Raw genomic sequence first — 13,577 nt, 5'->3', positions numbered from 1 at the left:
GAGCGTTGCTTCTACGGAAGGGTCGATAAACGCGGAGTTTAAGTCGGTTTTTTCCCGTAAATGCTGGTCGTCAGGTCTGAAAATGTTGTGGGAATTGAGCTACGCAAGTAGGAAAAATTGGTTATTTTTGTAGGAAATTGTTGCGTTCGACAGTGTTAGACATCACGACGACAATCCCCGTAGACTGCGCCTTTCAAGCCTCACAGGTGCCTTATGGAGTTTCTTGCCGAGTACGCAAGTTTTCTAGCTAAAACCGTCACCCTGGTGGTCGCCATTCTGGTGGTGCTCGCCAGTTTTGCCGCGCTGCGCAGCAAAGGGCGTCGCAAATCTGCCGGCCAATTGCAGGTCAGCAAGCTCAATGATTTCTACAAGGGCCTGCGGGAGCGCCTGGAGCAGACCTTGCTCGACAAGGACCAGCTCAAGGCCTTGCGCAAGTCTGAAAGCAAGGCTGAAAAGAAGAACAGCAAGAAGAAACCCGAGGCCAAGCCACGGGTGTTCGTGCTGGATTTCGACGGCGATATCAAAGCCTCGGCCACTGAAAGCCTGCGCCATGAAATCACCGCGCTGCTGAGCCTGGCCACGCCCAAGGACGAAGTGGTGCTGCGCCTCGAAAGCGGCGGCGGCATGGTCCACAGCTATGGCCTGGCGTCGTCGCAACTGGCGCGTATCCGCGAGGCCGGCGTGCCGTTGACGGTATGCATCGACAAGGTTGCGGCCAGCGGCGGCTACATGATGGCGTGCATCGGCGAGAAGATCATCAGCGCGCCGTTTGCCATCCTGGGCTCGATTGGCGTGGTGGCGCAGCTGCCCAACGTCAACCGCCTGCTGAAGAAGCACGACATCGACTTCGAAGTGCTGACTGCCGGTGAATACAAGCGCACCCTGACCGTGTTTGGCGAAAACACCGAGAAGGGCCGGGAGAAGTTCCAGGAAGACCTGGACATCACCCATCAACTGTTCAAGAACTTCGTGTCGCGCTACCGCCCGCAGTTGGCCATTGACGATGTGGCCACCGGCGAAGTCTGGCTCGGCGTCGCGGCGCTGGACAAGCAACTGGTAGACCAACTGCAAACCAGCGACGAATACCTGGCCTCCAAGGCCAAGACCGCCGAGGTGTTCCACCTGCACTATGCCGAGCGTAAAAGCCTGCAGGAGCGGGTAGGCCTGGCAGCCAGCGGTTCGGTAGACCGGGTGCTGCTGACCTGGTGGAGTCGCCTGACCCAGCAGCGTTTCTGGTAACAGATCAACTGACTGGCGAAGATCAAAATGTGGGAGCGGGCTTGCTCGCGAATGCGGTGGATCAGTCACACATGTATTGACTGACACTCCGCATTCGCGGGCAAGCCCGCTCCCACATGGGTTTGTGGTGGTCAACTCACCGAGTTGGTAGTGAAGCCTGCGGCGCCGCCGGTATGGGATGGCGCATCAACGATCCCACCACCAGCGCCCCCAGCAATCCCAACAATCCGGCCACCCACAACACCACGCTGAACCCGCCGACAAATGCCTGCCGCGCCAGTGGCTGCACCATCACCCGCGCCGATTCAGGCAGCAGCGCCATGGCCGCCGGCATATCACCTGCTACCACCCGTGACGCAATCCCCGACACTTGTTCTTGCCACTGCGTGCCCAGGCTGGTGTGCAGCAACTGTTCGCTGTGGCTGCTCAACAATGCCCCGTACACCCCGATCGCCAACATGATCGCGCTGAAGCGCATGGTGGTACTCATGCCTGACGCCATCCCGGCACGGTCCCGTGGCACACAGGCCATGATGTTTTTCTGGGTGTCGCCGTTGAGCAATCCGGCGCCGGCCCCGGTGACGGCGATCGCCAGGGCGAAGGGCAGGTAGCCGCCGACATTCACCGCCCAGGCACTGAGCAGGTTGCCGCAACCCACCAGCGTGAGCCCTGTGGCCATCATTGTCGCTGGCGCAAAGCGACCGGCCAGGCGTGCGCCAATCCTCGGGCACACCAGCATGGTCAAGGCAAAAGGCAGCATGCCTAACCCGGACGCTATCGCGGAAAAACCCAGACCGTTTTGCAGGTAGAACGGCAGCAGCGTCATCATCACCTGGGCGCAGCCGGCGTAGGCGAACATCCCCAACAGCGCACCGATGAATCGTGGGTGCCGGAACAGTTGCAGGTCCACCATGGGCCGTTGTTGCAGGCGCTCGGCGAGCACAAACAAGCCCAGCAAAGCGATGCCGCCCAGCAACCGGGCGTAAGTCAGCGGGTTGTCCCAGCCGATGCGGTTGGCTTCGATCAGGCCCCAGATCAAACACAGCAGGCTGGCGCTGAAAGCGAGACTGCCCCAAGGGTCCAGCCGCGCCGATTGGCTGTCACGTGAATGCGGGATGGCATGCACCGACAGCGCCATCAAACCCAGGCCGATGGGCAAGTTGAGGTAGAAAATCCAGCGCCAGCCCAGGTACTGGGTGATCAAGCCGCCGAGGGTCGGCGCGGCGGTCATCGCCACGCCCATGCACGCGCCCCAGAACGCCCAGGCCTTGGCACGCTCCACTTCGTCATGAAAGGTGTGGCCGATGGAGGCCAGTGCAGAAGTCAGCAGCAAGGCCGCACCGACGCCTTTGATGGCTCGGGCGATGTCCAGGAACAACGCAGTCGGCGCCGCACCGCAGCCGAGGGAGGCGAGGATGAAAATGCTCAGGCCCCAGATCAGGCTTTTCTTGCGGCCAAAGCGGTCGGCAATGCTTCCGGCCGGCAGCAACAGCGCGGCGAAGGCAAGCATGTAGGCGCTGACCACCCATTCGATATCCGCAAAATTCGCCCCCAGGTCCCGGGCGATGCTCGGCAGGGTGACGGCGACGATATTGGTGTCGAGCACAATCAGCGAGCAGACCCCGGAGGCGGTCAGCAGCGTGAGGCGTGGGCTGACGTTGCTCATGATCGAATTACCTGCTGGGCAATCCTGAAACGGAATTTGACGTACATCGCAAATGCTCTCTAAGGTGGGCCTGCTGCCAGTTTATCTCCGGCGTTGCGTGCTTTTATTAGGTACGGCGGAGCACTTCATTACCTTTGAGCTAATCCTGTGATGGAAATACGGCATTTCCGCTACTTCCTGGCCGTTGCCCGGCAACGCAATTTCACCCGCGCCGCCGAGCAGTTGGGCATCGCGCCACCGACCCTGAGCCGGCAGATCCAGGACATGGAAAACACCCTCGGCACCCGCCTGTTCATCCGCCGCCAGCGCGAAGTCAGCCTGACCGAGGCGGGTGCCGCGTTGCTGATTGAGGCCGAAGCCACGGTGCGCCAGTTCGAGTTTGCCCAACGCAATGCCCAGCGCGCCGGGCGTGGCGAAATCGGTCATATCGAGTTGGGGTATGTGGCGTCGGCGGTGTATTCGGGGCTGTTGCAGCGCCAGGTGCAGGCGTTCTGCAAGGATTGCCCGGATGTGAGCCTGAGCGTGCGGGAAAGTCCCATGGCCGCGTTACCGGGGCTGGTGGCGGAGGGGCGTTTTGATATTGGCTACATTCGTTCGCCGATGACCTTGCCCGATGGCGTCGACGCGGTGCGCTTGAGCAGTGAGGGGTTTGTGCTGGCGCTGCCTCAGGATTCGTGGCTGCTGGGGTTAAAGGCGATCGGTTGTGAGCATCTGCAGAACGAGACCTTTATCTTGCCCGAGCAGATCAGCGGCACGCTGCATGTGGCGGCGCAGGGCGGTTATGCGCCTCGGTTAGGGCCGCAGCCGGGTGGTTTGGTGGCGGTGATTGCGCTGGTGTCGCTGGGGCAGGGCGTGGCGGTGGTGCCGGAGTCGGTGGTGGGGCATGTGGGGTTGCCGAACGTGGTGTATCGCAGGATTGAAGGCAGCGAGGCGTCGTCGTGGCTGTCGCTGATCCACCGGCGCTTTGAAAAGGCGCCGGCGGTGGCGCGGTACATCGAGCAGGTCAAACAAACTCCAAACCTCCCGTAGCAGCTGTCGAGCCTTGGCGAGGCTGCGTGGCGGTGTGTCTGATGTACCGCTACGCAGCCTCGCCAAGGCTCGACAGCTGCTACGGAGGTGGTAATGGTTGGGTTAGATCAGTCGGGGTTGAACCGAATCCGCCAGCCGCGTCAGAATCAGGCAGCACGACACGGCCCCGGCATCCAGCACGCCCAGCGAGCGCTCGCCCAAGCGGCTGGCGCGGCCGATTTTTGCCACCAGATCCTTGGTGGAGTCGCGCCCCCGCGAAGCAGCACTTTTCATCGCCTCCAGCGCTTCACTGAACGACGCCCCCGACGCATGGGCCTGTTCAAACGCCTCCACCGCCGGAATCAACGTGTCCATCAAACACTTGTCGCCCACACCAGCCTCGGTGATGTCCTGCAACGACGTCAGCCCGCCCCGCAGCAAATGCGCAAAGGTCGCCGCGTCAATCTCCTCGCTGCCCCGCACCTCATCCGCCATGCCGATAAACAGGCTGCCATACAGCGGCCCCATGGAGCCGCCGATGCCTTCCATCAGGCTCAGCGTCAACTCGTCCAGTGCTTCGGCCAGGGTCAACTGGCGGCCTTCAATGGTGCGCCCGCAATGGGCGAACCCCTTCGCCATGTTGATGCCGTGGTCGCCATCGCCAATGGCGCCGTCGACTTCGCTCAGGTACTCGCGGTTGGCAACGATCACGCTCACCAGGTCGGCGACGATGGCGCTGCCGTCGTGGGTGGAGAAATGCTGGCTCATGGTTCAGTCCGCCTGGGTCATGCCGATGGAACGGCAGGGTTGGTCGATCAGGGTTTTCAGCTCGGCGTCCAGGCCCAGCAAGGTCAGGGTCACGCCCATCATTTCCAGGGAGGTGAAGTAGTTGCCCACGTAGCAGCGGTGAATCTTCAAGCCCCTGGCCTGCAGCTGACGTTCAACCTCGGCGTAGAAAATGTAAAGCTCCATCACCGGCGTCGCGCCCAGGCCCGAGACCAGCACCACCACGCTGTCGTCCTGGCTGAAGTCGCGGTCGGCGAGGATCGGCGCGAGCATGCGCGCGGCCATGGCTTCGGCCGACTCGATAGGGATCACTTCAATGCCCGGCTCGCCGTGGTGGCCGATGCCCAATTCCATCTGGCCGTCGGGGATCTGGAAGTTCGGCTTGCCCACCGCCGCAATGGTGCAGGGCGTAAGGCCGATGCCGATGGAGCGGCAGTTGTCGACCGCCTTCTGGGCCACACGAATCACTCCGTCCAGATCGTAATGCTGGGCAGCGGCGGCACCGCCGATCTTCCACATGAAAATCTCACCGGCCACGCCACGGCGCTTGGCGATATCGGCCTTGGGCGCGGAGGCCACGTCGTCGTTGGCGACCACGGTGCGGATGCGCATGTCCTTGCTGGCGGCCATCTTCATTGCCAGCTTCACGTTCATGTTGTCGCCGGCATAGTTGCCGTACAGGCACGCCACGCCAGCCCCGTGGTCGGCGGCGCGGAAGGCGTCGAAGAAGCTTTTGGCGGTGGGCGAGGAGAAAATCTCGCCAACGGCCACGGCGTCTACCAGGCCCGGGCCGACATAGCCGAGGAAGGCCGGCTCATGCCCGGAACCGCCGCCGGTCACGATGCCCACCCGGCCCTGTGGCGACGGCTTGGCCTTGCCGATCACCCGCGGATTGGTTTCGTACTGGCGCAGCTCGGGGTGCGCGACCAGAATGCCCCGCAGCATGTCCTCGACCACCTGATCCGGATCGTTTATCACTCGATTCATAACGCGGTTTCCTTTGTTCTTGTTCTGGGTGTGGGAGCCGGGCTTGTGTGGGAGCTGGCTTGCCTGCGATTGCATCGGCTCGGTGTCACTGATAGACCGAGGCGTCTGCATCGCAGGCAAGCCAGCTCCCACAAAAAGCCAAAGCCCGGCTCCCACAGGGTTCTGTGTTATTAAGCAAATCAGGGTTCCAGGACCACTTTAAGCGACTTGTCCCCGCGTTCCATCACCGCAAACGCTTCCTTGAAGTCCGCCAGGGCAAATTTGTGGGTCACCACGTCGCGCATGTCGATCTTGCGGTTGCCGATAAAGTCGATGGCGCGTGGGTACATGTACGGACCCAGGTGCGAGCCCAGCACGTCCAGTTCCTTGCGGTCGCCGATGATCGACCAGTCCACCGTGGCCTCGTCGTTGAACACGCTGAACTCCACGAAGCGCCCCAGCTTGCGCAGCATCGCCAGGCCCTGGTTCACCGCCTTGTGGTGCCCGGTGGCCTCGATGTAGATGTCGCAGCCGTAGCCATCGGTGATCTCGCGAATCTTCGCCATCACGTCGACTTCGGCGGGGTTCCACACTTCATCGGCGCCCATGCGCAGCGCGAGGGCGGCGCGTTCGGGTTTCATGTCGAGCACGATGAGTTTTTTCGGGTTGCGCATGCGCACCGCGCCGATGATCCCCAGGCCCAGGGTGCCGGCGCCGGCCACCACCACGATGTCGTCGAAATCCACATTCGCCCGTTCCGCCGCGTGCAGCGAACAGGCCAGGGGTTCGATCAGAATCGCTTCGTCCGGGGCAATCGAGTCCGGCACTTTGTGGATGATGCCTTCCTTGGTGAAAATCATGTACTGGGCCATGGCGCCCTGGACGTTGTTCTGGAAGCCGTACAGGTCGTGCTTCTGGCACATCCAGTACTGGCCGTGGTTGCAGAAACGGCAGCCCCAGCATGGCACGATCTGTTCGGAAATCACCCGGTCGCCGACCTTCACCCCGCGCTTTTCCGCGCCCGGGCCGAGGGCAACCACGCGGCAGACAAATTCATGCCCGGGAATCATTGGCGGTTTCACATAGCGCGGCTGCTCGGCGTCGCCCCAGAACGACGGCGCGCCGCGGTAGGTCTTGATGTCGCCCATGCAGATGCCGCACAGCTCGACCTTGGTCAGGATCTCGTCGGGGCCGGGCGTCGGCACGTCGACGGTCTCCAGGCGATAGTCTTCGGGGCCGTGGCAGACCACGGCCTGCATGGTTTTCGGAATCACGGGCGACAGTTGTTCGGCAGTGCGTTCGGTAACGGTAGACATGACGATAAACCTCACGACAAAAGATCAATTACTGGATGCTGTAGCCGCCGTCGATCACCACGTTTTCCCCGGTGATCATCTGGGCGGCGTCGCTGAGCAGGTACAACGCCAGCCCGGCGATTTCTTCCGGCTGGGCAAAGCGGCCCGCCGGGATCTGCAATTTGGCCCGTTCCCCCAGCTCGCCGGCCCAGGCCTTTTTGCCCAGGGCGGTTTCAACGATGGTCGGGGAGATGGCGTTGACGTTGATGTGGGGCGCCCATTCCATCGCGAGCACCTTGGTCATGCCGACCACGGCGGCCTTGCTGGCGCAGTAGGCGACGTGACGGTCCAGGCCGATCACAGCCGCCTGGGAAGCCAGGTTGACGATGCGCCCGCTGCCCTGGGCAAGCATGTGCCTGGCGCAGGCCTGGGCCACGAAGAAGCTGGCCTTGAGGTTGATGTCGAGGGTGGTGTCCCAGGCGTTTTCGCTGACGTCCAGGGCCTTGTCCAGCAGGGCGACGCCGGCGCTGTTGATCAGGTAATCGAGGCGCTTGAAGTGATCGAATACGTAGTCGACGGTGCTCTGCACCTGGTCGAGTTGGCGCAGGTCCACGGCGATGCCGATGTTCCCGGCACCGAGGCTGGCGGCGACGTCGGCCACGGCCGGGTCGCGATCCAGCAGGGCCACCCGCGCACCGCGCTCCACCAGCAGGCTGGCACAAGCCAGACCGATCCCGGCGGCCCCGCCGGTGATCACGGCGCAGCGGCCGGTGAGGTCGAAGGCTTGATTCCAGAATCCAGACATGAACATGACTCCTTACTGACAATCGAGATCTAAGGGTGGAGCCCGGTCAAATGTGGGAGCTGGCTTGCCTGCGATGCAGGCGACTCGGTGTATCAGCAGCACCGAGGTGATGCCATCGCAGCGATGCGGCGACCCGACAAGCCAGCTCCCACAGTGATCGTGTTGCTACTTGCTACTTGCTACCGCTGACCTGCTGATACAGCGCATCCGCATTCGCATTGGTCACCGGCACCCACGGCAGGATGTAGTTCTTGGCCGTGCCGTCACCCCATTTCACGTCCTTGCCATAGCGTTCCCAGATCACCGACTGCGGCTTGTAATCCTTGCCCGCCAAAGCCCGCAATGCCACATCCAGCGCGCCCTGAGACTGCGCCTGGGCATCCTGCAGGAAGGTGGTCACTTCATCTTTCTTCGCGGCCTGGATCGCATCCGGCATGCCGTCGATGGAGGTCACCGGCACATCCTTGGACGTCAGCCCATGGGACTTCAATGCCTGCACCGCGCCAAGGGCCATGTCGTCGTTCTGCGCGATCACCCCGTTGATGCCCTTGGGGTGGGCGTTCAGCCAGTCTTCCGTCAGGGCCAGGGCCTGGGCGCGGTCCCAGTTGGCGGTTTTCTTCTCGATGATCTTGATGTCCGGGTGCTTGCCCAGCACTTCCATCTCGCCTTTTTCGCGGTCGATCTGCGCCGATTGGCCAATCGGGCCCTGGATGATCACTACGTTGCCCTTGCCCTTGAGCTTGTCGACCATGGCCTGGGCCTGGAGGCGGCCGCCTTCCACGTCGTCGTTGCCCACATACGGCACGTTGGCGTCAGCCACCTTGGTGTTGGAGGCGATCACCACCACGTCGTTGCTCATGGCAGCCTTGACGGTGCCGACGCCGGCCTTGGTGTCGATCGGCACGAACAGGATCGCGTCGTAGTGCTGGGTCACCATGTTTTCAATCTGGTTGTTCTGGGTCAGTGCGTCGTAGTTGCCGTCGAATACGGTCAACTGCACGGTGCCGTCCTTCACGGCCGGGTGTTCCTTCAGCTCACGCACCCAGTTCTGCATGAACTGGCCCTTGAGCCCGTACACCGCCGCGCCGATCTTGTAGGTCTTGCCATCGGCAGCCAGGGCAATGCTGCTGGCGAGCAGGGAGAGTGCCGCGACGGCGGCCAGGGAAATACCAACTTTCATGATGAGAACTCCGCTTATTGTTGTAGGTCGTTCAGTTCGGTTTTCGAGGAAAAGCGACTAGCGTTTTTTCTTGCGCCACACATCAATCAGTACTGCGAACACGATGATCAGGCCCTTGGCGACCTGCTGGTAATAGGAGGACACGCCGAGCAGGTTCAGGCCGTTGTTGATCACGCCGATCAGCAGCGCGCCAAACAGCGTGCCGACAATCGTGCCGGTGCCGCCCGACAGGCTGGTGCCGCCGATCACCACGGCGGCAATCGCGTCCAGCTCATACGAAGTGCCGGCCTGGGGCAGGGCGGAAGTGGTGCGTGCCGAGAGCACCACACCGGCCAACCCGGCGAGCAACCCCGAGACCACGTACACCGAAAACATCACCTTGCGCACGCCGATCCCGGAGGTGCGCGCACTCTTCTCGTTGCCGCCCACCGCGTACACATAGCGGCCGTAGGTGGTGTAGCGCAGCACCATCCAGAAGATCAGCGCGACCACCGCGAAGATCACAATCGGCACGCCAATCGGGCCGATCTTGCCGATGCCCAGCGCCAGGTAAGCGTCCGGTAAATCAGTGATCGGGCTGCCGTCGTTGAGGATGAAGGTCATGCCCCGGGCAATGCTCAACATGCCGAGGGTCGCCACGAACGGCGGGATCGACAGGTTGGCGACCATGAAGCCGTTCACCACCCCGAGCATCGCCCCGGCGAACATCCCGGCGCTGACCGCTGCCAGCACGCCATAGCCCTGGGTCGCGACCATGGCGCTGCACAGCCCGGCAAACGCCAGGATCGAGCCCACCGACAAGTCGATGCCCTTGGTCAGGATCACGTAGGTCATGCCCACGGCGAGGATCCCGTTGATCGAGGTCTGGCGCAGGATGTCCATCCAGTTGCGCCAGGTCATGAAGTATTCGCTGGCGAAGGCCATCACCAGGCACAACAGGATAAACACCAGCGGCAGGCCGAAGCGGTCGAGGGACAGGCGCAGGCGGCTGCGCGGTACGGTGGTGATGGGGGCGGCTGCAGGTGTAGAAAGTGATTTGGCATTCATGAGGCAAGACTCAACAAGGCTTCCTGGGAAAGGGCGGTATCGCTGCTGATGGTCACCAGCCTTCCGCCTTTGAACACGGCAATACGGTCACTCAGGTGGAGCAATTCAGGGGCTTCGGACGACACCACAATCGCCGCGCCACCGGCGCGCACGAACTGGTCCAGCAGGTGATAGATCTCCTGCTTGGCCCCCTCATCGATGCCCCGGGTGGGCTCATCGCACAGCAGGCAGATCGGCTGGGTCGACAGGCATTTGGCGAGCACCACCTTCTGCTGGTTGCCGCCGCTCATGGATTCCACCGGCAGGTCCAGGGAGGTGGTCTTGATCTGCAGGCGCTTGACCATGTCCTGGGCCAACTGGTTTTCCTTGCGCGCATTGATCAGCGACCAGCTCGACAGCTGCTTGTACGCCGACAGCGCGATGTTCGAGAGGATGCTGCCGCTGAGCACCAGGCCGCTGTCCTTGCGGTCTTCGGTGACCAGCGACATGCCGGCCTGGATCGTCGCCTTGGGCAGGCCGATGGGCATCGGCTTGCCTTGCAGGGTCACACTGCCGGAGTCTGGCGTGGTGAGGCCGTATATGCAGTTGAGGAATTCGCTGCGGCCCGAACCCATCAAGCCATAGATACCGAGGATCTCGCCCTGGCGCAGTTGCAGGCTGATGTCCTGGAACTCGCCGGCACGGCTCAGGCTGTCCACATCCAGGCAGCATTCGGCGGCGCATTCACGGCCCACCTTGTGATCGATGCGGGTCAGTTCCTGGCCGACGATGCCGCGCACCAGGTGGGCGCGGTCGATATCGGCCATGCGCCCGGTCTCCACAAAGGCGCCGTCGCGGAAGATGCTGTAGTCGTCGGCAATCTGTGCCAGCTCACTGAGGCGGTGCGACACGTAGACGATGCCGGCGCCGCGTGCGGTGAGGCGGCGGATCGCCTTGAACAGGGTTTCGGCCTCCCGTTCGCCGATGGCCGAGGTGGGCTCGTCCATGATCATTACCTGGCAGTCGTGGCTGAACGCCTTGGCGATCTCCACCAACTGGATCTGCGCCACGCTCAGGCGATGCATGGGGCTGGTGGCGTCGACGTCGAATTCCAGGCTTTCCAGCAATTGGCGAGTGCGCCGGTTCAATTCCTTGCTGTCGACGATGCAGCCGGCGCGGCGCGGTTCGCGGCCCAGCCAGATGTTTTCGGCGACGGTCATGTAGGGAATCGGTTCAAGTTCCTGGGTGATCATCGCGATCCCCGCCGCCAGTGCTTCGCTGGGGCGGTTGAACTGAACCGGTGTGCCGTTGAGCAGGATGGTCCCGGCATCACGCTGGGTGATGCCCATCAGGATGCTCAGGAAAGTCGATTTGCCTGCGCCATTGCCGCCGCACAGGGCGTGGACGCTGCCGGCCCGCAGAGAGAGGCGCCCCTCACGCAGGGCAGGGATCCCGGCGTAAGCCTTGGCGACGTGTTCAGCCTGGAGCAGTAATGGCGTGGCCATCGGCGTGTCCTCGTGCTGTGAATTCTTATTAGGTCGCACAGTCATGTTTCGCTGTGAGCATATGTGTATCAAATGAAATTCTGATCAGTCAATCTCTTTCACTGAAAAGTTGTAAATGGACGGATTTGCGCAAAGTGTGCCGGTTTAGAGGGCTTTGACTGTGAGGTCAGCTAAATCCTGCTTGACAGGGCGCCTGGAATATCCGAGAAATGACTGAGCGAAATTTCATTGAGTGATCATATGATCATTCTCCAGCACCCAAAACGGCAGCGGAGCCAAACGCCATGAACACACCTTTCCCGGTGGCTATCGGATGCGATGAAGCGGGTTATGAGCTCAAAGAACTGTTGAAGCGCCATATCGAGGCGCTGGGTCACCCGGTGACCGACTTCGGCACCCACTCCACGGCGCCGGTGCTGTACCCGGACATCGCCCTGGCGGTGGCCACGGCGATCAATGCCGGCGAACAGCGGCTGGGCGTGTTGGTGTGCGGCACCGGCATCGGCATGGCCATCTCGGCCAACAAAGTCCTGGGGATTCGTGCGGCCCAGGCTCACGACACCTATTCCGCGGAGCGGGCGCGCAAGAGCAACGATGCGCAGATCCTGTCCATTGGTGCACGGGTGATCGGCGCGGAACTGGCCAAGAGCATCGTCAAGTCGTTCCTGGAGTCGGAGTTCGAAGCGGCGCGTTCCGGGGCCAAGGTCGACCGCATCAACGCGATCGAGCGTGACGGGCATCAGTAGTGGACGGAACGGGGCAAGAGTCGGGAGAATGTGCCTTTGACACCGAAACGGAAGCCCGTGCCCATGAGTGACAGTACCCAGCGCATCGCCAGCGACATCGACCTGATGACCGAAGTGGCGATGCTCTATTACCTTGAGAACGTCACTCAGGAAGCCATCGCCAAGCGCTTCGACCTGTCCCGTGCAAAAGTCAGCCGCCTGCTCAAACGCGCACGGGATGAAGGGATTGTCGAGGTGCGGGTGTTGCAGCACCCGGCGATGAACAACGAGCTGGAACAGGCGCTGGTGGATCGCTTCCAGCTGGACCGCGCCTTGATCGCAGTCGACCACAGCGACCCCGACACTCAGCGCTCGGCGGTTGCGAGCCTGGTGGCCAACTACCTGAACAAAACCCTCAGCGACGGGATGATTGTCGCGGTTGGCATGGGCCGTAACGTCGGCGCGGTGGCGGATAACGTGTTCCTGCCGGTGACTCGCAACTGCACGTTTGTGTGCGCCATTGGTGGTTCGCTCAAGGCTGGCGAATATATGAATCCCGACCATATCTGCCGGCGCCTGGCCCTGCGGTTTGGTGGCGAGAGTGAAAGCCTGTATGCGCCGGCGCTGGTGGCTAATCCGGAGTTGCGCGGTGTGTTGATCAGCAACGATACCGTGCGCTCGACCCTTGACCGTGCCCGCCGTGCCGACATGGCGTTGATTGGTATTGGCGACATGAGTGAAAACAGCAACATGGTGCGCATGGGCTGGTTTTCACCGCAGGAAATCGCCCAGGCGCGGTTGTCCGGCACGGTGGGGGACATGATGGGGTATGACTTTATCGACATTCACGGGCAGCCTGCGGTCAACGCGATCCAGGGGCGGGTGATCGGGTTGACGGTTCAGGAGTTGTTCCGGATTCCGGATGTGGTGGCGATTGCCAGTGAGAATACCAAGGCGGCGGCCACGCTGGGGGCGTTGCGGTCGGGGGTGATCAATACCTTGGCGACTACGGTGACCAATGCTCATACGATTTTGGCGTTGGATGATGCGACGCGTAAAAGCTGACACGCACGATAGATCAGTGTTTTTGTGTTGGTGGGGCATATCCGTTATTTAGGTAACGGCGTCTATTGGTTCCGCTCTTACAGCGGCTCACTTTTGAACAGCGCAAAAGTAAGCAAAACGCTCTTGCCCCACCACTCGGCACCTCGCTTGGGCTCGGTGTGCCCTCAGCTCCGGTAGCACGAAGCGGGCCGCCGCGACGGGGCGTCCCTGCCCCGTCGCGGCTAAACCGGCGTCCTGCCGGTTTACCCGCTCCGTACTACCTGCGTTCGGCCAGCGTGGTTTAACGGGGCGCCTAAGATCAAGATCAAAAG

The 13,577-nt window shown here is 62.1% G+C and carries 12 protein-coding genes; 4 read left to right on the top strand and 8 right to left on the bottom strand.

From position 1 onward, the window contains the following. Positions 1-213 precede the first annotated feature (213 nt). Positions 214-1,239, top strand: coding sequence for a protease SohB (sohB, locus tag HX875_RS06050; RefSeq protein ID WP_177042440.1), 1,026 nt, complete (start codon positions 214-216; stop codon positions 1,237-1,239). A gap of 136 nt (positions 1,240-1,375) precedes the next feature. On the opposite strand, the gene HX875_RS06045 is transcribed toward sohB, so the two are convergent. After that, complete coding sequence (locus tag HX875_RS06045; RefSeq protein WP_177042439.1) at positions 1,376-2,905, bottom strand: MFS transporter; 1,530 nt, start codon at positions 2,903-2,905, stop codon at positions 1,376-1,378. 150 nt (positions 2,906-3,055) lie between these two features. Here HX875_RS06045 and HX875_RS06040 point away from each other — a divergent pair, with 150 nt between their 5' ends. Further along, positions 3,056-3,934: a LysR family transcriptional regulator gene (locus HX875_RS06040; RefSeq protein ID WP_177042438.1), complete on the top strand. Its 879-nt coding sequence runs from the start codon at positions 3,056-3,058 to the stop codon at positions 3,932-3,934. Between the two features lie 102 nt (positions 3,935-4,036). On the opposite strand, the gene dhaL is transcribed toward HX875_RS06040, so the two are convergent. The 7 genes from dhaL to HX875_RS06005 form a co-directional block, all read right to left on the bottom strand. Then, complete coding sequence (dhaL, locus tag HX875_RS06035) at positions 4,037-4,681, bottom strand: dihydroxyacetone kinase subunit DhaL (RefSeq protein ID WP_177042437.1); 645 nt, start codon at positions 4,679-4,681, stop codon at positions 4,037-4,039. 3 nt (positions 4,682-4,684) lie between these two features. After that, positions 4,685-5,686, bottom strand: coding sequence for a dihydroxyacetone kinase subunit DhaK (locus HX875_RS06030; protein ID WP_177042436.1), 1,002 nt, complete (start codon positions 5,684-5,686; stop codon positions 4,685-4,687). A 179-nt stretch (positions 5,687-5,865) separates the two neighbouring features. After that, entirely contained in the window at positions 5,866-6,981 is a 1,116-nt protein-coding gene (locus HX875_RS06025) for an erythritol/L-threitol dehydrogenase (RefSeq protein ID WP_008434653.1), read from the bottom strand. 28 nt (positions 6,982-7,009) lie between these two features. Beyond that, the gene (locus HX875_RS06020; protein WP_177042435.1) at positions 7,010-7,765 is read right to left on the bottom strand and encodes an SDR family oxidoreductase; all 756 of its coding nucleotides are present in this window, start codon (positions 7,763-7,765) and stop codon (positions 7,010-7,012) included. A 172-nt stretch (positions 7,766-7,937) separates the two neighbouring features. After that, on the bottom strand, positions 7,938-8,945 hold the full coding sequence (locus HX875_RS06015) for a substrate-binding domain-containing protein (RefSeq protein WP_169388881.1): 1,008 nt from the start codon (positions 8,943-8,945) through the stop codon (positions 7,938-7,940). Positions 8,946-9,002: 57 nt separating this feature from the next. Beyond that, a complete protein-coding gene (locus HX875_RS06010) occupies positions 9,003-9,992 on the bottom strand; it encodes an ABC transporter permease (RefSeq protein WP_177042434.1) in 990 nt (329 codons plus the stop codon). Further along, positions 9,989-11,476 (bottom strand): sugar ABC transporter ATP-binding protein, encoded by a 1,488-nt coding sequence (locus HX875_RS06005; protein ID WP_177042433.1) that lies wholly within the window; start codon positions 11,474-11,476, stop codon positions 9,989-9,991. The genes HX875_RS06010 and HX875_RS06005 overlap by 4 nt, the downstream gene beginning before the upstream one ends. A 284-nt stretch (positions 11,477-11,760) precedes the next feature. Between HX875_RS06005 and rpiB the strand changes: the two genes are divergently transcribed. Both rpiB and HX875_RS05995 read left to right on the top strand, forming a co-directional pair. Further along, positions 11,761-12,222: a ribose 5-phosphate isomerase B gene (rpiB, locus tag HX875_RS06000; protein ID WP_177042432.1), complete on the top strand. Its 462-nt coding sequence runs from the start codon at positions 11,761-11,763 to the stop codon at positions 12,220-12,222. Positions 12,223-12,285: 63 nt separating this feature from the next. Next, a complete protein-coding gene (locus HX875_RS05995; protein ID WP_017479041.1) occupies positions 12,286-13,266 on the top strand; it encodes a sugar-binding transcriptional regulator in 981 nt (326 codons plus the stop codon). The last annotated feature ends 311 nt before the right edge of the window (positions 13,267-13,577 follow it).

The sequence above is a fragment of the Pseudomonas yamanorum genome (assembly GCF_013386765.1).
Taxonomy (GTDB): domain Bacteria; phylum Pseudomonadota; class Gammaproteobacteria; order Pseudomonadales; family Pseudomonadaceae; genus Aquipseudomonas; species Aquipseudomonas yamanorum_A.
This window is presented reverse-complemented; position numbering and strand designations above follow the sequence as displayed.